The organism is Haloprofundus sp. MHR1, from assembly GCF_005155585.1.
In the GTDB taxonomy this organism is placed as follows: Archaea; Halobacteriota; Halobacteria; order Halobacteriales; family Haloferacaceae; genus Haloprofundus; species Haloprofundus halophilus.
In genome coordinates this window covers 2,936,933-2,962,009 of record NZ_CP039833.1, presented here as the reverse complement: position 1 = coordinate 2,962,009, position 25,077 = coordinate 2,936,933, and the positions used below count along the sequence as shown (strand labels likewise).

The 25,077-nt window shown below is 64.8% G+C and carries 23 protein-coding genes; 15 read left to right on the top strand and 8 right to left on the bottom strand.

All coding sequences use genetic code 11. From position 1 onward, the window contains the following. The first annotated feature begins 46 nt into the window (after positions 1-46). Both FCF25_RS14945 and FCF25_RS14940 read left to right on the top strand, forming a co-directional pair. The gene (locus FCF25_RS14945) at positions 47-2,632 is read left to right on the top strand and encodes a PAS domain S-box protein (protein ID WP_137049255.1); all 2,586 of its coding nucleotides are present in this window, start codon (positions 47-49) and stop codon (positions 2,630-2,632) included. A 116-nt stretch (positions 2,633-2,748) separates the two neighbouring features. Further along, complete coding sequence (locus FCF25_RS14940) at positions 2,749-3,471, top strand: hypothetical protein (RefSeq protein ID WP_117591067.1); 723 nt, start codon at positions 2,749-2,751, stop codon at positions 3,469-3,471. A gap of 34 nt (positions 3,472-3,505) precedes the next feature. Here FCF25_RS14940 and FCF25_RS14935 read toward each other — a convergent pair whose 3' ends face one another. Next, positions 3,506-4,063 (bottom strand): hypothetical protein, encoded by a 558-nt coding sequence (locus FCF25_RS14935; RefSeq protein ID WP_137049254.1) that lies wholly within the window; start codon positions 4,061-4,063, stop codon positions 3,506-3,508. Beyond that, on the bottom strand, positions 4,060-5,052 hold the full coding sequence (locus FCF25_RS14930; RefSeq protein ID WP_137049253.1) for an RsmB/NOP family class I SAM-dependent RNA methyltransferase: 993 nt from the start codon (positions 5,050-5,052) through the stop codon (positions 4,060-4,062). The genes FCF25_RS14935 and FCF25_RS14930 overlap by 4 nt, the downstream gene beginning before the upstream one ends. A 122-nt stretch (positions 5,053-5,174) precedes the next feature. Between FCF25_RS14930 and FCF25_RS14925 the strand changes: the two genes are divergently transcribed. The 7 genes from FCF25_RS14925 to FCF25_RS14895 all read left to right on the top strand — a co-directional run bounded on the left by FCF25_RS14925 (position 5,175) and on the right by FCF25_RS14895 (position 12,966). Continuing rightward, positions 5,175-5,918 (top strand): proteasome assembly chaperone family protein, encoded by a 744-nt coding sequence (locus tag FCF25_RS14925; protein WP_137049252.1) that lies wholly within the window; start codon positions 5,175-5,177, stop codon positions 5,916-5,918. Between the two features lie 347 nt (positions 5,919-6,265). Beyond that, the gene (locus FCF25_RS14920; protein WP_137049251.1) at positions 6,266-6,730 is read left to right on the top strand and encodes a hypothetical protein; all 465 of its coding nucleotides are present in this window, start codon (positions 6,266-6,268) and stop codon (positions 6,728-6,730) included. A 184-nt stretch (positions 6,731-6,914) separates the two neighbouring features. Continuing rightward, the gene (locus tag FCF25_RS14915; protein WP_137049250.1) at positions 6,915-7,637 is read left to right on the top strand and encodes a nucleotide exchange factor GrpE; all 723 of its coding nucleotides are present in this window, start codon (positions 6,915-6,917) and stop codon (positions 7,635-7,637) included. Between the two features lie 171 nt (positions 7,638-7,808). Further along, positions 7,809-9,704, top strand: a complete 1,896-nt coding sequence (gene dnaK, locus FCF25_RS14910) for a molecular chaperone DnaK (RefSeq protein WP_137049249.1) — start codon at positions 7,809-7,811, stop codon at positions 9,702-9,704. 164 nt (positions 9,705-9,868) lie between these two features. After that, positions 9,869-11,023, top strand: a complete 1,155-nt coding sequence (gene dnaJ, locus FCF25_RS14905; protein WP_137049248.1) for a molecular chaperone DnaJ — start codon at positions 9,869-9,871, stop codon at positions 11,021-11,023. Positions 11,024-11,439: 416 nt separating this feature from the next. Then, positions 11,440-11,709: a cupin domain-containing protein gene (locus tag FCF25_RS14900; protein ID WP_198665677.1), complete on the top strand. Its 270-nt coding sequence runs from the start codon at positions 11,440-11,442 to the stop codon at positions 11,707-11,709. Positions 11,710-11,787: 78 nt separating this feature from the next. After that, complete coding sequence (locus FCF25_RS14895; RefSeq protein ID WP_137049247.1) at positions 11,788-12,966, top strand: GTP-binding protein; 1,179 nt, start codon at positions 11,788-11,790, stop codon at positions 12,964-12,966. Positions 12,967-12,983: 17 nt separating this feature from the next. Here the strand turns inward: FCF25_RS14895 and FCF25_RS15745 are convergent, their stop codons facing one another. Together FCF25_RS15745 and FCF25_RS14890 are read right to left on the bottom strand one after the other, a co-directional pair. Then, the gene (locus FCF25_RS15745; RefSeq protein ID WP_168191268.1) at positions 12,984-13,136 is read right to left on the bottom strand and encodes a hypothetical protein; all 153 of its coding nucleotides are present in this window, start codon (positions 13,134-13,136) and stop codon (positions 12,984-12,986) included. Between the two features lie 259 nt (positions 13,137-13,395). Beyond that, positions 13,396-14,556, bottom strand: coding sequence for a glutathione-independent formaldehyde dehydrogenase (locus tag FCF25_RS14890; protein WP_137049246.1), 1,161 nt, complete (start codon positions 14,554-14,556; stop codon positions 13,396-13,398). 200 nt (positions 14,557-14,756) lie between these two features. Between FCF25_RS14890 and FCF25_RS14885 the strand changes: the two genes are divergently transcribed. Together FCF25_RS14885 and FCF25_RS14880 are read left to right on the top strand one after the other, a co-directional pair. Beyond that, positions 14,757-15,476 (top strand): acetyl-CoA synthetase, encoded by a 720-nt coding sequence (locus FCF25_RS14885; RefSeq protein ID WP_137049245.1) that lies wholly within the window; start codon positions 14,757-14,759, stop codon positions 15,474-15,476. Positions 15,477-15,560: 84 nt separating this feature from the next. Beyond that, positions 15,561-16,916 (top strand): amidohydrolase, encoded by a 1,356-nt coding sequence (locus FCF25_RS14880; RefSeq protein ID WP_137049244.1) that lies wholly within the window; start codon positions 15,561-15,563, stop codon positions 16,914-16,916. A gap of 2 nt (positions 16,917-16,918) precedes the next feature. On the opposite strand, the gene FCF25_RS14875 is transcribed toward FCF25_RS14880, so the two are convergent. After that, a complete protein-coding gene (locus FCF25_RS14875; protein WP_137049243.1) occupies positions 16,919-17,713 on the bottom strand; it encodes a winged helix-turn-helix domain-containing protein in 795 nt (264 codons plus the stop codon). 218 nt (positions 17,714-17,931) lie between these two features. Here FCF25_RS14875 and FCF25_RS14870 point away from each other — a divergent pair, with 218 nt between their 5' ends. Together FCF25_RS14870 and FCF25_RS14865 are read left to right on the top strand one after the other, a co-directional pair. Continuing rightward, entirely contained in the window at positions 17,932-18,927 is a 996-nt protein-coding gene (locus FCF25_RS14870) for a DMT family transporter (RefSeq protein ID WP_137049242.1), read from the top strand. Positions 18,928-19,016: 89 nt separating this feature from the next. Next, the gene (locus tag FCF25_RS14865; RefSeq protein WP_137049241.1) at positions 19,017-19,691 is read left to right on the top strand and encodes a hypothetical protein; all 675 of its coding nucleotides are present in this window, start codon (positions 19,017-19,019) and stop codon (positions 19,689-19,691) included. Positions 19,692-19,734: 43 nt separating this feature from the next. On the opposite strand, the gene FCF25_RS14860 is transcribed toward FCF25_RS14865, so the two are convergent. After that, positions 19,735-20,031 carry a hypothetical protein gene (locus FCF25_RS14860; RefSeq protein ID WP_137049240.1) on the bottom strand — a complete coding sequence of 99 codons (297 nt, stop codon included), beginning with the start codon at positions 20,029-20,031 and terminating at the stop codon, positions 19,735-19,737. Between the two features lie 258 nt (positions 20,032-20,289). Next, positions 20,290-22,278 (bottom strand): AMP-binding protein, encoded by a 1,989-nt coding sequence (locus FCF25_RS14855; RefSeq protein WP_137049239.1) that lies wholly within the window; start codon positions 22,276-22,278, stop codon positions 20,290-20,292. 321 nt (positions 22,279-22,599) lie between these two features. Here FCF25_RS14855 and FCF25_RS15910 point away from each other — a divergent pair, with 321 nt between their 5' ends. After that, positions 22,600-24,096, top strand: a complete 1,497-nt coding sequence (locus tag FCF25_RS15910; protein WP_137049238.1) for a hypothetical protein — start codon at positions 22,600-22,602, stop codon at positions 24,094-24,096. Positions 24,097-24,168: 72 nt separating this feature from the next. Next, a complete protein-coding gene (locus FCF25_RS14845; RefSeq protein WP_137049237.1) occupies positions 24,169-24,753 on the top strand; it encodes a GNAT family N-acetyltransferase in 585 nt (194 codons plus the stop codon). A 17-nt stretch (positions 24,754-24,770) separates the two neighbouring features. Here FCF25_RS14845 and FCF25_RS14840 read toward each other — a convergent pair whose 3' ends face one another. After that, on the bottom strand, positions 24,771-25,040 hold the full coding sequence (locus FCF25_RS14840) for a hypothetical protein (RefSeq protein WP_137049236.1): 270 nt from the start codon (positions 25,038-25,040) through the stop codon (positions 24,771-24,773). Between the last annotated feature and the right edge of the window lie 37 nt (positions 25,041-25,077).

Genomic DNA, 25,077 nt, shown 5'->3' with positions numbered 1-25,077 from the left:
TCCATCGGCGGAGGGTTGATGAGTGCGAACCGCCTGGTACAGCGTAATGCCCGATTCGCTGACCGAGAGCCTTCGGGAGACGCTCGACCTCTTCGACGGCTCCGGGGAACCGCAGACGACGCCCGAGGTGGCGGACCTCCTCGACCTCGGTCGTCGGAGTACGTACGAACGCCTGGAACGGCTCGTCGAGCACGGCGAACTCGAAACCAAGAAGGTCGGAGCGAACGCGCGCGTGTGGTGGCTGCCGCCATCGGCGTCGGTCGATCACTCTCTCGACACTCGGCGGGACCACGAGCGGTTCGCGTCTCTCGTCGAGGCGGTCGAAGCGTACGCCATCTTCGTACTCGACTCAGAGGGACGCGTCCGAACCTGGAACCGAGGCGCCGCGCGAATCGAGGGGTACGACGCCCGCGAGGTCGTCGGCGAACACGTTTCGACGTTTTACACCGAGGCGGAACGGGACGCGCGGGTCCCCGAAGAACACCTGTCCACCGCCGCCGAAACGGGTCTCCTCGAAGACGACGGATGGCGCGTCCGGTCCGACGGCTCGCGCTTCTGGGCGAGCGTTACGATTGCGGCCGTCAGGGACGACGGCGGCGAACTCGAGGGCTACGTGACGGTCGTTCGGGAGACGACCGGCCGCGAGGAGCGCGAGGTCGAAAAGTCCGAGCAGCGTTACCGCACCCTCGCGGAAAACTTTCCGAACGGAGCGGTCGCGCTCCTCGACGAGGAGTTGCGGCACACGCTCGTCGAGGGACGGGGTTTCGAGAAGCTCGACTTTAGCGCCGCTGATCTCCGGCGTAAACGGGTACAGGACGTGTACTCCGAAGAGCTCTTAGAGGTCGTCGAACCGAACTACCGCGCCGCACTCGAAGGCGAGTCAAACTCGTTCGAGTTGGAGGTCCAGGGGCGGACGTTCGCGTTCCAAACGCTCCCGTTGACCACCGACGACGGCGACGTGTTCGCGGCCATGGCGACGAGCCAGGACGTCACCGAACGGAAAGAGTACGAACAGACCATCCGCGACGCCAAATCCCGACTACAGGCTGCAACCGAGGCCGGCGCGGTCGGTACCTTCGAGTGGTACATCCCCGAAGACAGGGTAGTCGTGGGGCCCTCGTTCGCCGACCAGTTCGGCGTCGACCCCGACCTGGCCCAAGAGGGTGTGTCGTCCGACCTATTCGTCGCGGCCATCCACGAGGACGACCGTGAGCGAATCGTGCGAAAAGTAGAAGAGGCGGTTGCATCCTGCGGGGAGCACAAAGAGGAGTACCGCGTCCGGAACGCCGACGGCGAACTCCGGTGGGTGGCTGCTCGCGGTCACGTCGAGTGCGACGACGACGGCGACCCCGTCGTCTTCCTCGGCGCACTCGTCGACATCACGGAACGGAAACGAGCCGAGATAGCCCTCGAAAAGCAGAGACACCAACTCGCCGCGCTGAACGACCTCAACGCCATCATCCGTGATATCACGGACACGGTCATCGACCAGCCCACTCGCGAGAAAATCGAGGCGACCGTCTGTGAGCGACTCGCCGACGTGGACTCGTACGAATTCGCCTGGATCGGCGACGTCGACGCCGCTTCCCAGGCGGTGAAAGTGCGAGCCGAAGCCGGCGTGGAGGGGTATCTCGACGAGGTTCCGATCTCCGTGGACCCGGACGACTCGACGGGGCGAGGGCCGGCCGGGAAAGCCGTCAGAACGGGGGAGATACGGGTTCTCCAAGACGCCCTGTCGGACCCCGACTTCGAGCCCTGGCGCCACTTCGCCGAGCAGTACGGCTACCGCTCGTCCGCCGCGATTCCGCTCGTCCACGACGGAAACCTGTACGGACTGCTCGCGATATACGCGGACCGCCCGAAAGCGTTCGACGGTCAGGAGCGCGAGGTAATCGCTCAACTCGGCGAAGTCGTCGGTCACGCTATCGCGGCTATCGAGCGCAAACAGGCGCTGATGAGCGACGAGATCACCGAGATACAGTTTATCATCCCGTCTATCCTCGAGACCTTCGGAGTCGATTTCGACGTCGATGGGACGATCACGTTCGAACAGACCACAACAATCGGCGACGACGATTTCCTCCAGTACGGAACCGTCGACGCGACGGCCATCGACGTCGTGAAGGGGCTCACCGAACAGATTCCTCACTTCACGGATATGACGGTCGTCGACCGAGAAACCGACACGAACTGGTTCGAACTACGGGTCTCCGAGCCACCTGTCGTGTCGGCCGTCGCGTCTCACGGCGGTCACGTGAAGCAGATGAAGGTCGAAGACGGCGACTGCCACATGACGATCCACCTCCCCACCAGCGTCGCCGCTCGGAGCATCATCGACACGGTTCGAGAGACATATCCGACGGCGAAGATGGCCTCACGTCGGCAGATTGCGCGGGACGACGACAGTCTCGAAAGGGTCCATCGGTTGGTGACCGAAGACTTGACCGAACGTCAACGAACCGCACTCGAGGCGGCCGTCTACGCGGGATATTTCGCGTGGCCGCGCGAGAGAACCGGCGAACGTATCGCCGAGTCGATCGGCATCGCGTCTCCGACGTTCCACCAGCACCTTCGGAAGGCTCAGCAGAAAGTGTTCGGGTCGCTGTTTGCGACACCGGCATCGGGTCAGTAGTCGTCTGGAAGTGCGGAGGCTAATCCGCCTCTCGGACCGCGGGGGCGTCGCCGGACCGCTCGCGGTTGACAACCAACCGATAAAAAGCACTTACCGCTCGCCTGCGTTCCGACGATATGACCGACTCAGCGGGACCAGCGCCGACCGAGAACGCTCGACGCGGCGAACTGATTCCGTGCACCTTCGGGGGTGACGACGCCGAGTACGAGGGGGAGATACAACCGTGGGCCGGTCGGACCGGCGGCCTCTACGTCGCGTGGCGGGTCGGACCGGTGGCGGGTCGACTGGGAACGTACCGCGCTGCGCACGACGAACTCCGGTTCGGCTACGGGGCGTTCCCGGAACAGCCTGAAACGCGACGATACGCTGCGGCGCTCTCCGACGCCGTCTCGGGGCGACTTCGGTCAGAGCTCGACGCGCTCACCGAGCCTATGCTGTCGCCGCACCTCGGCGCGATACCCACCGTCTTCGACAGCGAGGTGTTTCTGGCCCCGCCGGACGCCGCCGATACCGGCGAGATTCACCACCACGAACTGGTCGGCCGGAAGGGGCAGTTCCGAGGCTGGTTCCAGCCGTGGCGACCGCCGAACGGCGGTGCGGTGTACGTCGCGTGGCGTCTCGACAGCCAGGACCACGACACGTACCCGTTCGAGGCGACGGGTCACCGTTTCGGCGTCTTCTACGACGACGCCGTCTGGCTGGGTTCGGTGTTCGACGCGGTGTCGCTGTTCCGCGTCGCCTCCGGCAGAACTGGTGCGCTCGCCAGCCTCGGCGACGACGTGGAGGCACTGTACGGCGACGTTCCGGAGCGGCGTTTCACGGCGACCGAGCGCGAGTAACCGAGCGAGAGTCGTTCAGTCTGAGCGAGGTCGTTCAGTCCAGCACCGGCAGCGACTCCTGTCGACCCTTCGGCACCGTCGACCGAAGTTCGCCGTAGAGATACAGGCCGACCCCCATCGGTTCGCGCTCGCCGACGAGTTCGTGAGCGACGACGAGATAGCCCCAGTCGCCGTCCCACTCCACTTCCTGGTCCTCTCCGGCGGCGAACCGCTTTGCCGTCTCGCCCGAGAGTTCGACGACGTTTCTGTTCGCCTTCTTTCCGAAGCGCTGGACGGCGTTCGTCGTCGGCTTCCAGTGCTCTTGACGCGTCCGGAGGAACGACATCCCGAGACCCTCGATGCGTATCGGGTCGACGGTGTCGCCGTGGAACGCCCAAATTTTGCCTTTGCCTTTCTCCCAGAACGTGAAGCCGTCGAACGTCTCCGGGGGGATGCCGAAGCGCTCCTCCCACCAGCCGACGACCTCCTCGCGGGTCGCCCGGCCCGGGACTTCGCGCTCGTCGTCGGTGGCGGGGAGGCGGTCGAACTGCTGGCCGGAGTTCGTCGGCGCGTCCGAACCCTCGTCGTCGACTCCGTCCGCACCGTCGCTCATGCTTCCACCTCCAGTTTCGCGCAGAAGAACCCGCCCGTGTCGTTGTGGTGCGGGTAGACGCGGTGCGCCTTCGTCACGTCGGGGTGGTACTCCTCGTCCTCCCACTCGGTGACGCCGGGCACCGTTTCGAGCGGCGAATCGAACTCGACCATCCGGCACGCTTCTTCCTCCAACGCGTGGCTGAGAACGGCCTCGTTCTCCTCGGGTGCGAAGGTGCACGTCGAGTAGACGACGGTGCCGCCGGGTTTCGTCGCCTGAATCGCCCGCCGGAGGATTCCCTTCTGGATACCCGCGACGCTGTGGACGTGGTCCATCGTCCACTGGTCGAGCACGTCGGGGTTCTTTCGGACCGTTCCCTCACACGAACAGGGCGCGTCGACGAGCGCCCGGTCGAACGCCTCGCGGGCGGCGTCGTCGGGCGCATCGTCGCTATCGTCGTCGCTGTCGCCGTCGTCACCGTCGTATCCGTAGCCGCCGAACTGGCCGGAGCCGAACGGTTTGAGCGAGAAGTTTCGGGCGTCCTGGTTCGTCACCGCGAGGTTGGTCACGCCGAGTCGCTCGGCGTTGTGTCGGAGCGCCGAGAGGCGTCCGAGGTTGTTGTCGTTGCCGACGAGGAGTCCGGTGTCGTCCATCAGCGCGGCGAGTTGGGTCGTCTTACTGCCCGGCGCGGCGCAGGCGTCCCAGACGAACTCGCCCGGTTCGGGGTCGACGGCCAGCGCCGGCAGCGCCGACACCTCCTCTTGGCCGTGGAGCCAGCCGTGGAAGTACGGCCACGTCGTCCCCGGACTGCGGCCGTCGAGTTTCAGGATTTCGTCGTGCCAGCCGGCCGGTTCGTAGCCGACGCCCTCCTCGTCGAGCGCCTCGCGGGCGCGGGCGGGCGTGGTCTTGATGGTGTTCACGCGGACGACGGACGGAAGCGGTCGCTCGCAGGCGTCGAAGAACGCCTCCTCGTCGTCGACGAGCGGCGCGTACCGCTCCAAGGGATTCATGGGTCGACTTTCCCGGCGGCGCGCTTGTCGGTTTCGGAGTTGACCGGTCGTGGCGACGTTCGACGGGACGCCCTGCCGCCCTCGCAGGGCGGTTTTACAACGATGGCGCGCTTACCTCGCCCATGGCTCGAATCAACGTGCTCGCCGACGACCTGGAGTTCGACGAACCGCTGCTCGTAGAGGGGCTTCCCGGTGTCGGACTGGTCGGGAAGATCGCCGCCGACCACCTCGTCGAGACGTTCGAGATGACTCACTACGCGAACGTCCACTGCGAGAGCATCCCGAAGGTCGCCGTCTACCGCGACGCCGACCGGAGCGTCCACCCGCCAGTCCGAATCTACGGCGACGCAGAGCGGGACCTGCTCGTCCTCCAGAGCGACGTGCCCATCTCGCCCGGCGCGGCCACCGAGTTCGCCGACTGCCTCGGCGACTGGTTCGACGAGATCAGCCTCACGCCCGTCTACATCAGCGGACTCCCCCGTGAGAAGGACGACGAACCCCCGGCGCTCTACGGCATCGGCACCGGCGACGCCGCGTCGATGCTCGACGACGCCGGTATCGACGCCCCCTCGGAGATGGGACTCGTCTCCGGACCGACCGGCGCGCTGCTGAGCTACGCCGTCGAGAACGACCAGAACGCCGTCGGCCTCGTCGTCGAGTCCGACCCGCAGTTCCCGGACCCGGAGGCGGCCCGCGTCGTCGTCACCGAGGGACTCAACGCGCTCTCGGATGTGGCGGTGCCGACCGACGACCTCGTCGACCGCGCCGAGGAGATTCGAGAGGCCAAGCAGCGTCTCGCCCAGCGCCTTCAGAACGCCGAGAACGACGAGAGTTCGCAGGCGCAGCCGCTTCGGATGTATCAGTAGTGACCTTCTGCGCTGTCACCGAAAGCCGCAAAGCGCCTTTCGAGACCGGGCGAACGCAAAGCGTTCGCAGGCCTCGCGAATCTCCGATTCGCTCAGTGACGAGAGACGCCTGCGTCGTCTCTCGAACCACGGGCCGCCTCCGGCGGCCCTCGGCAAAAGCTCCGTAACTCTGTGAGAATCCCCTCAGAAATGATTGTTTGGTGATGCTATGTACGGAGACGGAGGATACATCCAGCACGGTGCACCAACCCTACCCAGAAAAATTATGAAAACAACGTCCAATAGCGGTGTTATCCACGATAAATGGCATCAATAGAACTAACACTTTAACGAAATATAGATCGAATATGCCCTCCAGACGAGGCGTGATAGCCACGGTACCGGTTCTATTTGCGGGATGTACCGGATTACAAAACGGGCTGGATTCGGGAGATGAGCGTGATGAAATTCCCCCACCAGACCGAGTTGCAGGGATTTTCGGCGTACCTGTCGTTAAGGGCTACGAAGGAGAACCCTCGACTAGATACAACGATGAGCGAATTGCAGAAGTAAACGCTCTTCAGACGCTTATCCAAATGGCTGTAGATTCGGATATCCCGCCGGAAAGTGTACAAAAAAGAAATAACCCCGACAACCCTAAAACCATAACCGTTGGACACAATCACGACGACTTTTCACAGCACGACCTGTACGAAGCCGTAGAAGCGCTATTCGAGCTCCCTCCAGCAGAAAATCCTGATTTTGGCAATTATCGGTGGTACATCGAACATCCCGAGCGGGTACTCAGAGTCTCCTATATCCTCTCAAATTAACTTCATCTGTAGTAGCCAATTTAGCAACTCTGCCAGTCTCGGTCTGGGTCGTCTCAACGCGCACTCAACGCGCATTGATTATCGATAGATAGTCATTATGGCAGATTCCTCTACTGCTACCGCCACCCCCACCCCGCCGTTTGTTTCTGCAATCCTTAAGCCGAACCAGCGGCACAGTCCGACTATGACCGACGACGCACCCGACGAGTCAGCGGCGGAGCGAGAAGCCGAGGAATACACCGAGCAGTCGGTTACGGACGCGTCGGCGGCGGACGCCGAGGCGACCGAGAACGGCGCGAACGACCCGAGCGGTGAGCGCGTCGAGAGCGACGAAAACGCGGCGGGTTCGGTCGAAGCCGAACCGACGGCCGACGATGCCGACCTTGCCGCGCGCGCCGCGGAGTACGACGACGAACTCGCCGCCGACGTGGCCGCGTTGCAGTCGCGGGTCGAGGAACTCGAAGCCGAACTCGCCGAGAAGGACGAGCGCGTCGAGGAACTGGAGTCGGGCCTGCGCCGCACGCAGGCGGACTTCAAGAACTACAAGAAGCGCGCGAAGAAGAAACAGGACGACATCCGCGACCGGGCGACCGAGGACCTCGTCTCGCGCCTCGTCGGCGTCCGCGACAACCTCCTGCGCGCGCTCGACCAGGAGGAGGGTGCCGACATCCGCCCCGGCGTCGAGTCGACGCTCAAGGAGTTCGACCGCGTCCTCGACGACGAGAACGTCGAACCCATCGAACCCGATGCCGGCGAACCCGTCGACCCGCAGCGCCACGAGGTGATGATGCGCGTCGACAGCGACCACCCCGAGGGCACCGTCGCCGACGTCTACCAACCGGGTTACGAGATGGCCGAGAAGGTCATCCGCGCGGCGCAGGTGACGGTGAGCAAAGGCGACGAGTGATCTCTCACGGGCGGCCTGCGAGTCGTTCGCTCGGAAAGCGCGTCGATAAAAATCCGCCGACCTCGTCCGATGCGGCGAGACGAAATCGCACGAGGGGAGCGAGGTGTTTTCCTCGCGGTCGCCGTTTAGTCTAGTAACCTTTAACCGGCGCAAACCGGTAGTTGTCGGCAAATGGCGAGTAACAAGATTCTCGGTATCGACCTCGGTACCACGAACAGCGCGTTCGCGGTGATGGAAGGTGGCGACCCCGAAATCATCGTCAACGCCGAGGGCGACCGCACGACTCCCTCCGTCGTCGCGTTCACCGACGACGAGCGACTCGTCGGCAAACCGGCGAAGAACCAGGCGATTCAGAACCCCGACCGGACGTTCCGCTCCATCAAGCGCCACATGGGCGAGGAGGAGTTCACGGTCGACGTCGACGGCGAGGAGTACACGCCCGAGCAGATCTCGGCGATGATCCTCCAGAAGATCAAGCGCGACGCCGAGGAGTATCTCGGCGACGACGTGGAGAAGGCGGTCATCACGGTCCCCGCGTACTTCAACGACCGACAGCGCCAGGCGACGAAAGACGCCGGCGAGATCGCCGGCTTCGAAGTCGAGCGCATCATCAACGAACCGACGGCGGCGTCGATGGCGTACGGTCTCGACGACGACTCCGACCAGACGGTTCTCGTTTACGACCTCGGCGGCGGCACCTTCGACGTCTCTATCCTCGACCTCGGCGGGGGCGTCTACGAGGTCGTCGCCACCAACGGTGACAACGACCTCGGCGGCGACGACTGGGACGAGGCCATCATCGACTACCTCGCCCAGGAGTTCGAGAACGACCACGGCATCGACCTCCGCGAGGACCGGCAGGCGCTGCAGCGCCTGAAGGACGCCGCGGAGGAGGCGAAGATCGAGCTCTCCTCGCGCAAGGAGACCGACATCAACCTCCCGTTCGTCACGGCGACGGATTCGGGTCCCGTCCACCTCGAACAGTCGCTCACCCGCGCGAAGTTCGAGAGCCTCACCTCCGACCTCATCGACCGGACCGTCGAACCCACCGAGCAGGCGCTCTCGGACGCCGGCTACTCGAAATCCGACATCGACGAGGTCATCCTCGTCGGCGGGTCGACCCGGATGCCGCAGGTTCAGGAGAAAGTGAGCGACCTCGTCGGCCAGGAACCGAAGAAGAACGTCAACCCCGACGAGGCCGTCGCGCTCGGCGCGGCCATTCAGGGCGGCGTCCTCGGCGGCGAAGTCGACGACATCGTCCTGCTCGACGTGACGCCGCTCAGCCTCGGTATCGAGGTCAAAGGAGGTCTCTTCGAGCGCCTCATCGAGAAGAACACCACGATTCCGACCGAGGAGTCGAAAATCTTCACCACGGCGGCGGACAACCAGACCTCCGTCCAGGTCCGCGTCTTCCAAGGTGAGCGCGAGATGGCGCAGAACAACGAGTTGCTCGGCGAGTTCCAGCTCACGGGCATCCCGCCCGCACCCGCCGGAACGCCGCAGATCGAGGTGACGTTCAACATCGACGAGAACGGCATCGTCAACGTCGAAGCCGAGGACAAAGGCTCCGGCAACAAGGAGGACATCACCATCGAGGGCGGCGCGGGGCTCTCCGACGAAGAGGTCGAGCGGATGCAGGAGGAAGCCGAACAGCACGCCGAGGAGGACAAGCAGCGCCGCGAGCGCATCGAGGCTCGCAACGAGGCCGAGGGCGCGGTCCAGCGCGCCGAGAAACTGCTCGACGAGAACGAGGAGAACATCGACGACGACCTCTACGTGGATATCGAGTCGGCAATCGAGGACGTCGAGGCGACGCTCGAAGACGAGGACGCCTCCACCGAGGAACTCGAAGACGCGACCGAGGACCTCTCGCAGGAACTGCAGGAGATCGGCAAGCAGATGTACCAGCAGCAGGCCCAGGCCGGACCGGGTGGCGCAGGCGGGGCCGCGGGCGGCCCCGGCGGCGCGGGTCCCGGCGGTATGGGCGACATGGGCGGCGACGAGTCGGACGACGGCGACGAGTACGTCGACGCCGACTTCGAGGACGTAGACGAGGACGACTCGTAGAGTCGTCTCATCCGCCAACCAGAAATCTATGATTTCTGGTGACGTAGACGAAGAGGGCGAGAAGTAACGACAGCAACACAGCACTCGCGCGCTGGACGACGCCGCCTCGTTCCGCGCCGAGCCATTCCGTTCAAGTAGTTCCCCCGAATAACCAGAGACAACTGATGAGCGAGGACTTCTACGACGTACTCGGGGTGTCGCGCGACGCCGACGAGGACGAGATAAAACAGGCGTACCGGAAGAAGGCTGCGGAGTACCATCCGGACGTGAGCGACGACCCAGACGCCGACGAGAAGTTCAAGAAGGTCAAGAAGGCCAAGGAGGTGCTCACCGACGACGAGAAGCGCCGGATGTACGACCAGGTGGGCCACGACCGCTTCGAGGAGGCCCAGAAACGCGGCGGCGTCGGCGGCGGGGGCGGTGGCTTCGGCGGCGGCAACCCCTTCGGCGGCGGGGGCGGCGGCGGCTTCGAAGACATCTTCAACCAGTTCTTCGGCGGCGGCGCGGGCGGCAACGGCCGCGGCCAGCAGAACCGCCCACGGCAGGGCCGCAACCTCCGCACGAACGTGACGCTCGACCTCGAAGACGTGTACGAGGGGGTCACGAAGCAGGTGACCATCACCCGACCCGAGCGCTGTTCGGACTGCGACGGCGAGGGTCACCCGTCCGACGCCGAGGCGCAAACCTGCCCCGAGTGCAACGGCCAAGGGCAGGTCACGCAGGTGTCGCAGACGCCGTTCGGTCGCGTCCAGCAGACGACCACGTGTCGGCGCTGCGGCGGCGAGGGCGAGCTGTACGACGAGACCTGCGCCACGTGCGGCGGTGACGGCACCGTTCGCGAGGAGGCGACGCTCACCGTCGACGTGCCCGCCGGAATCCAGAACGGCCAAACGCTCCGGATGGAGCGCGAGGGTGCGCCCGGCGAGAATCGCGGCCCGAACGGCGACCTGCTCATCGATGTGCAGATTCGCCCGCACGACGACTTCGAGCGCGACGGCGACGACCTGCACTATCAGCACCCCATCTCGTTCCCGCAGGCGGTGTTCGGGTCGACCGTCGAGGTTCCGACGCTCGGCGGCAGCGTCGAGATGGATATCCCGGAGGGAACCCAGAGCGGCGAGACGTTCAGACTGAAGGGAAAGGGGATGCCCCGACTCCGCCGTCGCGGTGAGGGCGACCTCTACGTGCAGGTGCAGATCGTGACGCCCGAGCAGATGAACAAAGAGCAGCGCGAGGCGCTGGAAGCGTTCGCCGAGGCCGGCGGCGAGGAGGTCGACGTGAAGGAAGGCTTCTTCGAGAAGATCAAGAACTCCTTCTAGACCGACCTTTTGCGCTGCGGGGTGGCTTCGCCACCCCTCGGCAAAAGTTCTCTTCGCGGTTCCACCGCGAAGGCTTAGCAGACGCGAAGCGTCTGCTCTCGGACCAAAAGCACCGTCAGAGCGGAGCTCTGACGAGCCCTCGTTCACTTCGTTCACGAGGACACCCGTCGCTCACTTCGAGACGGCAACGCCGTCTCTCCGTTCGCTCCTCGGCCCGCTCGCTCCCTCCGGAAGAGCCTCGCTCTTCCGTGCACCCGTTCGCTCCCTCCAGTCGCTCACGGGAATTCCGGTCGCTCGCGGTACAGAACAGTCGTCTCGACCCCCCCGCGACCAACTTACTTGGAATTCGCCACCGAACCCTCCGTGTGCCCTACTCGAAGGTCAACTACCGCGACGTCGAACCGAAAGCCGACGGCATGCACTTCCTGCGCGACGCGCTCGACGCCGACAACCTCGGCGTGACGGTGCTCGACTGCGAGGCGGGCTGGTCAGGAATGGAACACGACCACGGCGAGGAAGACCACGAGGAGATCTATCTTCTCGTCCACGGCGCGGCGACGGTCACCGTCGACGGCGTCGACGTATCGCTCGAACCCGGCGACGCCGTTCGGATTCCGCCGGATGCGACGCGGCAGATCAACGTCGGCGACGAGGACAGCACGCTCGTACTCGCGGGCGCACCGTAGCTACGTTCCCGACGCGGTGAGTGTCACCGTCGAGTGACGGTGCCAGAGGATACGTTACTCGGTACCGTCTCACGCGATATGAGTGACACCGACGCCGACCGAATCCCGGTCACCGTGGTCAGCGGCTACCTCGGCGCGGGGAAGACGACGCTCGTCAACCACGTCCTGCAGAACCGACGCGGCATGGAAGTCGCCGTCGTCGTCAACGACATGGGCGAGGTGAACGTCGACGCCGAACTGCTCGCCGACGCCGCGGACAGTGGTGACGGCGACAGCGACGAGGGCGTTCTCGACCTCTCGAACGGCTGTATCTGCTGCGAGTTACAGGGCGACCTGCTCGAACAAACGGCTGAACTGGCCGAGACGCGGTCGTTCGACTACCTGTTGGTCGAGTCCTCCGGAATCAGCGAACCGCTGCCCGTCGCGCGGTCGTTCGTCGAAGGCTCGCCCGAGAGCGACGTCGACCCGACCGACCACTACCGACTCGACACCACCGTCTCGGTCGTCGACGCCTACGGGTTCTGGAAGGAGTTCGACCCGACGACGCGCAAGGAGTCGGCGTCGGTGGACCGCCCGCTCGCCGACGTGTTCGTCGACCAGATCGAGTTCTGTGACGTGCTGCTGTTGAACAAGTGCGACATGGTGCCCGACGACGAACTCGACCGCATCGAGTCGGTGGTTCGTGAACTGCAACCTCGGGCGGACCTCACCCGAACGACCTACTCGGAGGTCGACCCCGAGCGCATCCTCGGTACCGGTCGGTTCGACGTGGGAGAAGCCCGGAAGAACGTCGGCTGGAAACGGCGACTCGCCGAACACGAGCGAGGTGAGGAGACGGGGGACTTCCACGACGAGGACGGTCACGAGCACGACCACGGCGGACTGACCGCCGCCGAAGCCCACGGCGTCTCGTCGTTCGTCTACGCGGACGAGACGGCGTTTCACCCGCAGCGGTTCGCGGCGTGGCTCCGAGACTGGGACGGGAGTATCGTCCGCGCGAAGGGGTTTTTCCTCCTCGCGGGCCGCGAGGAGTCGGTGATGGGGCTGAGTCAGGCGGGGCCGTCGGTGCAGGCGGGTCCCATCGGCGACTGGGACGACGCGGACACCCCGCGGACGCGACTCGTCTTCATCGGGAGCGAGATGGACGAGACGAGACTCCGAACGGAACTCGACGACTGTCTCGTCGACGAGCGCGAACGCGCCGAACCCGCAGCGCGCGACGACCCGTTCCCGCTAGCGACGACCGTCGACGAGTGAGGTGGCAGACCCGGCGCTCACGCGAACTCCTCGCGGAGTTCGTCCCACGACTCGTCGAAACCGTAGTTCGCGTTTGCCGCCTTCCGCTTCCCGATAGCGTCCTGGTAGACGGTGTCGTACTGAAGGAGCTCCGTCCATCCCTCCATCGCGTAGTTACAGTACTGGCACATTGTCACGATAGATACGATGCGTTCACGTTTATATCTACCATCTGTGACGCTTTCGAGACGACGGAATAAGAAAATTGATAAGTGGGTGTGAGCGAGGGGCGTGTGACCAACTGTGATAACCGGACGTTGCGACCACTGTGACTGGTCGATGATAACGACATCGTACTCGGAGATGGTGCGAGCGTATCAGACGCACCTCCGAGAGAACCACCACCAGACGTGGCTTCGCACCTGAAAAAATCGAGGTAGTGTCCGTCGACTACGGCTCCAGTAACACCTTGGTGACGCCCTCCTCGCGGCTGTCGAAGCGCTCGTACATCTCGGGCGCTTCGTCGAGGCCGACGCGATGCGAGACGACGAACGTCGGGTCGGCGCGACCCTCGATGATCATGTCCCGGAGCTGTCGGTTGTAGCGCTTGACGTTGCACTGTCCAGTGCCGAGCGCGATACCCTTCTCGAACAGTTTTCCGAAGTCGATACCGAGTCGACCCTGCGCGGCCATCTCGTCGGGCGCACCCGGGTCGGAGGGGACGTAGAGCCCCGGAATACCGAGCTTCCCGGTCGCGCGGACGGTCTGGATGAGCTGATTGAGGACGACTGCCGGGTTCTCCCGCGCCGGGTCGTACGCGTCGTCACTGACGTCCGTCTCGGGGTCGATAGCCTGGTAGCCGACCGCGTCGACGCCTTTGTCGACACCTTCGCCGTGGGCGTCTTTGATCTGCTCGACCGGGTCGGACTCCTCGAAGTTGATGGGCATCGCGTCGCAGTGCTGCTCGGCGAGTTCGAGGCGACTGTCGACGCGGTCGACGACGTATATCTCGGAGGCACCCTGAATCTTCGCGCTGTACGCCGCCATCAACCCGACCGGGCCCGCTCCGTAGACGGCGATGGACTCGCCCGGCTGGAGGTCCGCGAGTCGGGTTCCGTGCCACCCCGTCGGGAAGATGTCCGCGAGGAGCGCGAACGCGTCCTCGTGTTCGTCACCCTCTGGCAGTTTCAGCGCGTTGAAGTCGGCATACGGTACCCGAAGTTTCTCGGCCTGTCCGCCCTTGTACGGACCCATCGCGACGTAGCCGTACGCGCCACCGGCGAATCCGGGGTTGACGTTCGTACAGAACCCCGTGTAGCCGTTCTCACAGTTCTGACAGAAACCGCAGGCGACGTTGAACGGCATGACGACGCGGTCTCCCTCCTCCAGCGTGTCGACACCCTCGCCGACTTGCTCGACGATGCCCATGTTCTCGTGCCCGAAAACGATGCCCGGGTCCGCCGACGTTCGCCCCTCGTACATGTGGAGGTCCGACCCACAGATGGCCGACGTCGTGATGTCGACGATGACATCGTTCGGGTGTTCGAGTTCCGGATCGTCCACTTCCTCGACGGCGACCTCGTTCGGTCCTTTGTAAACCACTGCGTTCATTGACATTCGTTAGAACCTCACGTGGTAACCCATCAGACACCATCATATATCTAATTCAAGATAATTTGAGTTACGGCCGAGATGGTAGCATCTTCCGTAGGTGAGTTGTTATCGTTTCGGTACACAATCCACAATTCGGAACGATATCCTCGGTGCCGACGGCTCGGTGTGTTTTTCTACGGACTCGCCGTATCGCGGTCGTGAACGTTCTGGGAGAGATTGTCGCGCGCGACCGGCGGTCCGACCGCTCGGCGGTCCACGTTCCGGCGGCCGACCGAACGATGAGTTACCACGACTTCTGTACGACGGCGTGGAAAGCCGGGAACGTCTTTCGACATCTCGGCCTCGCGAGCGGCCGAGGCGTCGAAGTCGAACCCGCGGGGTCGCCGGAGTCACTGCTCGCATTTTTCGGCGCGGCGTTGCTCGGGTCGCCCGTCAGATTCGAGGTCCGCGGCGACGCCGGGACGCGCCTCGTCGTCACCACCGCCGACCGGGAGACGGGGTTCGACCCCGCACCGGGCACGAAACTCGTCGTCTACGGCGGCCGCCCGACCCGTCCGGAGACGACTCACTGGGAGACGGAGGTCTGGAGCGAGAACCCGGCGATACCGCCGTACGACGTGACTCCCTCCACACCGGCGCTCGCCGCCGACGAGACGTACGCGCACGGCGAACTGCTGGAGTTCGCCGAGGACGTCGTCGACGAGTACGCTCTGACCGACGCCTCCCGCGTCGTCGTCCGGAGTTCGCTGTCGCACCCCGGCGCCGTCGTCGCGGGCGTCGTCGCGCCGCTTCTCGTCGGAGCGACGGTCGTTCTCGCCGACGCCGACGCGGGGAAGTCCGGAGAGGTTGCCGTGAGTCCGACGGACGACGCGCCGGAACCCATCGTCGTCGACCCGACGGGCGTCCTCGCTCGGTAGCGCTCTCCTCGCTCTCGGGTCGCAACCGACTGCGTGAACTGCCGGACACCCAAACGCTACGTTCTTCGGGCGAAACCACCCGTCATGACCGACGTAGCCGACCGAAAACGCCGGGCCGTCGAAGCCATCGACGCGCACGCCGACGACATCGTCACCTTCGCCGAAGACGTCGAAGCGGAACCGGAACTCGGGTTCAAAGAGACCGAGACGACCAGAAAGGTCGTCGCCGAACTGGAGGGGATGGGGCTCGACGTCGAGGAAAACATCGCCGTCACCGGAGCGAAGGCGCGGCTGGGAACCGACGCAACCGGCGGACTGGACGATGCGGACGAGTTCGTCGTCGCCGTCCTCGGCGAACTCGACGCGCTCGTCAACCCCGCGCACCCGAAAGCCAACCCGGAAACGGGGGCGTGTCACGCCTGCGGCCACCACGCCCAACTGGCGAACCTCGTCGGCGCGGCCTACGGCCTCACCGCCGCGGGCGTCGTCGACGACCTGGAGGGTGCTATCGACTTCGTCGCCGTCCCCGCCGAAGAGTACCTCGACCTGGGTTACCGCCGGACGCTGGTCGAAAACGGTGAGGTGGAGTTCCTCGGCGGCAAGCAGGAACTCATCCGCCGCGGTCACCTCGACGACGTCGACTGCGCGATGATGATACACGCCGGGAGCGACACCCCCGAGCGCGTCGTCACGAGCGACTTCTCCTCGAACGGCTTCGTCGGCAAATTCGTCACCTACGAAGGGAAGGAGTCGCACGCGGGCGCCGCCCCCGAGGAGGGCGTCAACGCGCTCAACGCGGCGATGCTCGGCATGAACGCCGTCCACGCCAACCGCGAGACGTTCGCCGACGACGACCACGTCCGCGTCCACCCCATCGTCACGAACGGCGGCGACGGCGTCAACGTCGTCCCCAGCGACGTGCGGATGGAGTCGTACGTCCGCGCGAGCACCGTCGCTGCCGTCGAGGACGCCAACGAGAAGACGAATCGCGCGCTCGAATCCGGTGCGATGGCCGTCGGCGCGGACGTCGAAATCGAGGACTACCCGGGTTACATGCCGCTGCGGACCGACGAGACGATGGTCTCGACGTACGACGCGAACGTCTCCGAACTCCTGGGCGAGGACGCGCTGACGCCGGGCAAACCCCACCTCACCGGGTCGACGGACATGGGCGACGTGACGCAGGTCATCCCCGGCATCCACCCCTACGTCGGCGGGTTCTCGGGGGCGGTCCACGCCCGCGACTTCGAGGTCGTCGACGCGGAGATGGCGTACGTGATTCCGGCGAAGCTGACGGCGATGTTAGTCATCGACCTCCTGGCCGACCCCGAGAAGCAGGCCGCGATTCGGGCGGCGAAAGCCGAAAAGCGGTCCGTCGAGGAGTATCTGGATATCGTGCGCGGAATGCGCGAGACGGTCGTCGGCGAGTACAGCGGGTGAACTCAGTCGGCGAAGTCGTCGGCGTCCAGCGGCCGGGCCTCGTTCCGGTACCGGTCGTGAACGTCGCGCGCCCACGTCAGCACGGCCTCGTCGTCGGTGTCGACCGAGGCCTGTAAGAGGCCGTCGTCGTCGCGCAGAAAGAGGTGGACCACGTCGTCGGCGACGGTGAGCGCGACGGGTACGTCGTCGTCGACGACGCGGAGTTCCGCGCCGGGCAGGTCGACCAACTCCCGAAGGCGTTCGCGGAGCGCGGAGTCGTCGGCGATGGCGTCGATGGCGCTCGCCGAGAAGATCCCCTCGAACGTCTGCCCCTCGTCGGCGACGCGTCGTCGAACCACGTCCATACTCTGTTCGTTGAACGCGTACGAGACTATCTCGACGCGTTCGGCGTCGCGCAGCAACTCCAGCACGCGCTGGACCGGGGCGTTCGGACGCGTCTGCGTCGGTGTCGTGATTGTCGCGTCTCGGAGCCGTCTGAGGTCGAACGTCATCGCCTCGGTGGGGAGCCAGTTGGCGACTTGACGGAGTTTCTGTTCGGTCTCGACAATTTCGCGGAGGTTCGAGAATCCGTCCGCGACCAACCGTCCGGTCGGCGTCGCCGCGTACTCCCGGCCCGTCGCCTCGACCCAGTTTCGCTCCTCGAAGTCCCGGAGAATGCGGCCGAGCGTCGGCTGTGACGCGCCAGTTCGCTCCTGGAGATCACGGCGCGTGTGGGGTGTTTCGGCCACCGCGTTCAACACCTCGACCCGGTTCACCGAGAGCGCGAGAAACTCGATATCTTCGAGCGCCGATTCCATGGGACTACGTTCGACCGACTCCCACAAGTGGCTTTCGCACTGTGAATATATTTCACTATATGAAATGCCGGCGAACGCCACCTGAATTTCTTGCTGTGAAAAATTTACTGAATATATGTATAACCCTCGCGCCCCTCTGTACAGTCGATGACGATTCGCTTCACTTCGCCGGTCGGCCGGGCCGCCGAACTCGCGGCGTCGATGGAGGTGTCCCCGTAGTGGTCACCAAACGCTCGCTCGTCTTCTTCGCGCTCGCCAGCGTCTTCTTCGGGGGCGTGTTCGTCGCCGCCAAAGCCGGACTCTCGTACTTCCCGCCGCTTCTGTTCGTCGCGCTCCGCTTCGACGTCGCTGCGGCGGTACTCCTCGGCTACGTGGCGCTCACGACGGCCCGCGAGGACCTCCTCCCTACGACGCGCGGCGACGTCGCAGGCATTCTCGCCACCGGCGTGCTCGCCATCGGCCTCGCCAACGGTCTCCTGTTCGTCGGCCAGCAGTACGTCTCCAGCGCCGTCGGCTCTATCATCTTCAGCCTCTCGCCCATCTTCACGCCGCTTCTCGCGGCGTTTCTGCTCTCCGACGAGCGACTCTCGCGCCGCGGCGGCGTCGGCGTGCTCGTCGGACTCGTCGGCGTGGCGCTCGTCGTCGGCGTCGACCCGCAAAACCTGCTCGGCGGCGGCGTCGTCGGCAAGGCCGTCGTCCTCGGCGGTGCGGCGAGCGCGGCGCTCGGCGGGGTGCTCATCCGCCGCGCCGACGGCACACTGTCGAGCACCGTCCGAACCGCGTGGGCGCTGCCCGTGAGCGCGCTGATGGTCCACGGCATGAGCCTCGGCGCGGGCGAATCGCTCTCGGCCGTCTCGTGGACGCCCGCCGCTTTCGTCGCGCTCGTCTACGTCAGCGTGTTCGCCGGAGCCGTCGCCTACATCGCCTACTTCGGTCTGCTCGACGACGTGGGCGCGATTCGCGCGAGCCTCGTCTTCTACGTCAGCCCCGTCGTCGCGACGCTCGGCGGGTGGGCGTTGTTGGGTGAGGCCATCTCGCTGTCGACCGTCGCGGGCTTCGGCGTTATCTTCGCCGGGTTCGTGATTCTCGGCTCCGAGGAACTCGAAGGTCGGCTGCCGGAACTCGCGGCCCGATTATCGACCGGCGAACCGTCGACGGTGCTGACCGACGGCGGCCGCGACGCGGAGAGTCGGACGGGTTGCGACGCGGAGTGAGCGACGATTTCGAGCGTCCGTCGAGGACTCCGGGGTAGTTATCTTCTGATGACAAATTTCTTTTACTGACGGCTGAAACGCGCGAGCGAATGGTCTCCAGAAGCACGAAGACGACGCTCCTCCTCATCTTCGGAATCGGGTTGCTGTTGAACCCCGTATACCTGTATCCGAACAACCTCGACGGCACCGGAACCGTCGTCACCTACGAGGTCGAACCGGTAGAGAACGAGACGGTCGCGGAATCGCTCGTCTACATCTCCGAGCAGACGCTCACGTGTGGGACCGAGCGGGCGTGCGCACTCGAACGCGAGGTGGCCGAACAGGGTTCGCTCGAATACAATCACACCGTTCAAGAGAGGTTACCGGGTTGGGACCCATTCAGTCTGAGCTACGCGAGATACACCCTCGTCGCTATCGACGGGCGGTTCTACGCGCCGGAGGTCAGAGAGGACGGCGAGCGGACGATTCTGACCCACCGCGAACTGTCGACGATGGAAGCGCTCGACCAGATCGCGGTCCCGAATGACGAGACCTCGCCGGAAGTCCGTCGGGCCGTGGAAACCGGTTCGGTCACGGTCGTCGACCACCGAATTCCCGAGTTCGAGCGCCGCGACCCCATCGCCCACGACGGCGAGGTGTACGCCGTGACGGGGCGGAGCTACAGTTCGGGCCCGCCCGAGAAAGTCCTCGTCTGGCGGGCGTTGTTCGTTCTGGTCGGCGTCGGGTGCGTCGCGGTCGCGTGGGATCTTCGCGGACGGGAGTAGAATCTCTCACTCCGAGCGTCGAGACCACATAGAACGGCGACTCCTACTGGAGACACGCCACTCCACGGCTCTTCTTCAGCTCTCCGTCCGAGGAGACACCGAACGAGAGTCGCCACTCCCGACACTTGTCCGTCCTCGTGAGCGACTCCCGTTTGGCGACCGTCTCTCCGTCGAGTGCCACCGTGACACTGTAACTACCCGGCTCTCGGAGCGGAACCTGCTCACTGCTCCCGGCCTCCAAGACGTGGTTTTCTTCGTGAATCACTTCGCCGTACCGTTTGACGACGACGGAGAGTTCGTGCGTCGACGAATCCGAGTTTTCGAGAACGACGCTCCCCACGTCTCTACTCCGTTCGGTGGTGGGTTCCGACGACAGCGTCGACGACGCGTTCGCCGGCTCGTCTGTACTTTCGTCTCCGGCCGCGTCCGTCCTACTGGTGCAGCCACTCAAACCGAGTGTGAGCGTGGTAGCAGTAATCTGAACCGTGCGACGACGTGTCAACGGAGGGCTCATAGACGATTTCGACGACCGAGGGCGAGAGAATAAGCTTTCCGTTGTCGCTCGGCGTTTCGAGCGTTCTTCGACTTCCTCGACCCCTCACTTCGCCGCCTTCACCTTCTCCAGCGCCTGTGGGTTCTCGATGCTGCTCATGTCGCCGAGTTCCTCACCCTCGTACACCGAGGCGATGGCGCGGCGAATTATCTTCCCGCTCTGAGTCTTCGGGAACTCGTCGACGAACAGCACCTCGCGCGGGCGGAACGGCTTGCCGAGTTCCTCGCCGACGACCGCTCTGAGTTCCGCGCGCAGGTCGTCGCTGGCGTCGACGCCGTCTTCGAGGACGACGTAGGCGACGACGGCCGTGCCCTTGGTGTCGTCGGAGACGCCGACGGCGGCGGCCTGATTTACTGCCCTGTGGTCGATGAGCGCGCCCTCGACCTCGGCGGGGCCGACTTTCCGACCGGCGACGTTGAGCACGTCGTCGGCGCGGCCGTGGAGGAACCAGAAGCCGTCCTCGTCCTTCTGCGCCCAGTCGCCGTGGTTCCACATGTCGTCGAAGCGCGACCAGTACTCGTTCAGATAGCGCTCGTCGCCGTCCCAGAGGCTCTTGGTCGTCGACGGGCAGGAGTCGCGCGCGACGAGGTAGCCCCGCTCGTGGGTGTCGGCGATGCTCTCACCTGTCGCGTCGACGATGTCGACGTTCATGCCGAGGCCGGGGCCGCCCAGCGTGCAGGGTTTCAGCGACTGGATGGGCATCGGCATGAGGAAACAGCCGCAAATCTCGGTCCCGCCGGAGATGTTCACGATAGGCGCTTCGCCGCCGCCGACGTTCTCGTAGAACCACATCCACGACTCGGGGTCCCACGGTTCGCCGGTCGACCCCAACAGTCGAAGCGAGGAGAGGTCGTAGCCGTCGAGCCAGTCGTCACCGTGCTTTCGAAGCGCGCGAATCGCGGTCGGCGAGATGCCGAACACCGAGAGCTTGTGCCGGTCGATCATCGACCAGAAGCGGTCGGGTTCGGGGTGGTCCGGCGCGCCCTCGTACATGAAGACGGTGCCGCCGAAGGCGTGGTTGCCGATGAGCGTCCACGGCCCCATCATCCAGCCGATGTCCGACACCCAGAAGAAGCGGTCCGACGGCTTGTGGTCGAAGCCGAAGTAGATCTCCTTGGCCGTCTGCATCAGCACGCCCGCGTGGGTGTGGACGATGCCTTTCGGCTTTCCCGTCGTCCCCGACGAGTACAGCAGCATCGACTCCTGCTCGCTCGGCAGTTCCTTCGTCTCGTACTCGTCGTCGGCCTCTTCTACTGTCTCGTGCCACCACTCGTCGCGCTCGTCGTGCCACTCTATCTCCGAACTGAGTCGCTCGTAGACGACGGTGTGTTCGACGTGGCCGGCCTGCTCGATAGCCTCGTCCGCGGCGTCTTTCAGCGTCACTTCGCTCCCGCGGCGGTAGAAGCCGTCGCCCGTGAAGAGCACCGAGCACTCGCTGTCTTCGATTCGCGTCGCCGTCGCGTCGACGCCGAACCCCGAGAAGATGGGAACGGCGACGGCTCCGACCTTGAAACAGCCGTAGAGAATCGAGATGACTTCGGGCACCATCGGCATGTACAACCCCACGGTGTCGCCCGTCTCGATGCCGCGCGCTTCGAGAACGTTGGCGACGCGGTTGGCCTGCCGGTGGAGTTCGTGGTAGGTTATCTCGCGGACGTCGCCGGGTTCGCCCTCCCAGATGCAGGCGACTTTGTTTCGAGTCCCGGAGTCGACGGCGGCGTGTCTGTCGAGCGTGTTGTGCGCGACGTTGATGGTGCCGCCGGGGTACCAGCGGGAGAACTGCGGGCCGTCGCTGTCGTCGCGGACGGAGTCGTAGTCGTGGTAGAAGTCGATGCCCAGATAGTCGGGCAGGAGGTCCCAGAACCAGTCGACGCCCGAGTCCGGTTCGCCCTCGACGTCGCCGCAGGTACGGGCGACGAGCTCCTCGTAGTCGTCGATCCCGTGCTCCTGCATGAACGCGTAGACGTTGGTCGACTCGACGAACTCCCGGGTCGGTTCGTGGACCACCTCGTCGGTGTCTGGGTGCGTGTTCATCGCACCCATCTTCTGCTGCCGCCGTCAAGTAGCTTGCTCACTATCGTCTGTGAACGATCGAGCCCGACGACTGGCCCGCGAGAGCGCTCGACGGGATGCGTTCTGTCGACGACCGCACGGTCGGTCCCGACGCCTCGCCCCGCCCCGCGATTCGCCAAATGTAAAAACAACCACACCAATCTGATAGTCGGCGGAAGCTGTCAGAACGGCCTCTCCCGTAGTCTATTCGGACTGTAACGAACCCCGAAGATACGGATTCACCGATACATCTCACCAATCTGTTAAGTGCTGTCCCGTGGGATACACCCTCGGTGGAGACAGATGTCCGACGAACCAACAACACGTGAACGAAACGTCACGACGGACCGAGACCGAATCCGAGAGTGGGCCGACGAGCGCGAGTACGCACCCGTCTACGAGGAGCGAGACACGGGTGGGATGAACTACCGGTTCGTCCGCGAGAGCGAGATAGACGACACCCACGACCGCCGCGACTGGGACGAGTTCTTCGAGACGTTCGACTCGGAGAACGTCGCGTTCGCCTACACCGAAGGCGAGACGGAAGGCGACGCCGAACCGTGGGAGTTCGTCACCCACTCCGACGTCGCAGAGCGCGCGGCGCTCGACAACGAGGAGGTCGAGAGCGCGCTGATGGAGGGTGAGACGGTGACCACCGAGGTCACGGAGACGAAAGTCGTCGAACGGACCATCGTCGAGCGCGACACCATCGAGAGCGACGTCGTCGACACCGAAACCATCGGCGAGACCACGGTCGACCGCGAACTCGTCAGTCGAGAGCTCGTCGAAGCGTCGTTCGTCGACGAAGAGAGCATCGAGGCGACTATCGAGGAACTGTGGTCGAACACCAACGAGATTCTCGAACGGATGATCGTCCACAGTCGCGTCGTCGACACCGAGCTCGAGGAGACCGACACCGTCGAGAGCGACACGATGGAGGCGGATATCGACATCCGAGGCGTCCAAGAGACCATCGTCGAGAGCGACATCGTCGAGAGCGACGCCGTCGGGAGCGAGGTCGTCGAGGCGGGCATCGTCGAGAGCCAGGTCATCGAAGGTGACATCGTCGAGAGCGAACTGTTCCAGCGGACCATCGTCGAAGAGGAGGTCGAGGAGCGCAAACGCGGCATCTACACCCTCTCGGAGACGGAGCTACTCGATACGAACGTCGTCGCGAGCCACGTCGTCGAGCGCGAAATCGTCGACCGCGAGTACGAGGGGATGGAGGCGGTCGAGACCCACGAGACGGCGACGACCGCCGACGCCGAGATGGCTGCGACCGCCGAAGGAACGGAAACCGACCAACCCGAGCGAGGCGAGGGAACCGCCGCACCGACGGGAACCGAGGGGACGGCGGCCGCCGAGGAGAACCGCTCTGAAGCGGTCGAACAGACCGACACTACCGGTACCGAGGAGGCAGAGCCGTTCGGCAGCGACGCGACCGAGACGGAGGACAGCAACGAACCGTTCACGAGCGACGCGACCGAGTCGTCCGACGCGACCGAGGAACAGCGACACGAGGGCGCACAGGCCGAAAGCGACCCGAGAACCGAAGCGGACACCGAGACGCACCTCGACGAGAACGACCAGGGGAAAGACATCGTCGACGAGAGCGGCCGGGAAGTCGGCATCGTCGCCAAAGTCGAAGGCGACGTCATCCACGTCGACCCCTCGCCGAGTCTCACCGACCGGTTGAAAGCCGAACTCGACTGGGGCGACGTCGACGACGACACGTACACCCTCTCGGGCTCCGACGTTCGGGAGGTCACCAACTCCCGTGTCGTCGTCCGGGATATGTGAAACTCGGCGCCACCGCCGCGGGCGCTGACGGCTGCGTAAATTCTTTTGCCCGCTCGGAGACTACTGGGTGACATGTACGTTCGAGACGCCAAGAACCGAGACGAGGTCTGGTTGCTCGATCACATCGAGGCGATGGACCTCGACGACGTCGCGTTTCGCTCGCGCGACTACGTCATCGCCGTCGACGAGGCGTCGAACACCCGGGCGGGATTCGGTCGGACCCGAATCCACAAACACGACGAGGGCGAGTTCTGCGAGCTCACCGGTATCGGCGTCTTGAGGGAGTGGCGCGGCCAGGGCGTCGGCGCACACGTCGTCGAACGACTCGTGAAAACCGCCGGCGACGAGGGGTTCGAGCGAGTGTACTGCTTCACGAACGAGCCGAACTACCTCGTCCAGTTCGGTTTCGCCCCGGTCGAGTCGGAGTCGCTTCCCGCGACGGTCCGGGAGCGGCTCGAAGCCAAGCGCGAAGACGTGATGCCCGACGCCGTGGCGCTTCTGCTTCCCGTCGACGCGTTCGAGATGCCCGACGAGGCGCGCGAGGCGTTCAAGCGCGCCGCACCGAAGGCGGAGCAGGCGTCGGAACCCGAAGAGCGCGCCGAGGACTTCGGCATCGACCCGGAGTCGGCGACGTACAAGTACGACACCGGCCGATAGGCGGGCGGAGAACCGGCCTACGTCCGGTCGTCGAGGAAGTCGGTGCTGAAGACGATCCACGCCAGCACCGAACAGAAGAGGATGGGCGGGAGGATGGCGAACGCCCACAGCGGTTCGATGCCCCAGAACAGCAGCAGCACCACGTCGAAGAGTCCCAGAGCGAGAAACGGTGCGACGGCGAGGGCGGCCCGTCTCCGGTTTCGCCCGCTCTCCTCCGCTAGCGGTGTGTTCTCCTCCGGTGTCGGCGTCGGCTCCGGTGAGTCGGAGTCGCTCGTCGAGGCGGCCATACCGAAACTCCGTGGCCGACCCTGAAAAGAGCCGCGC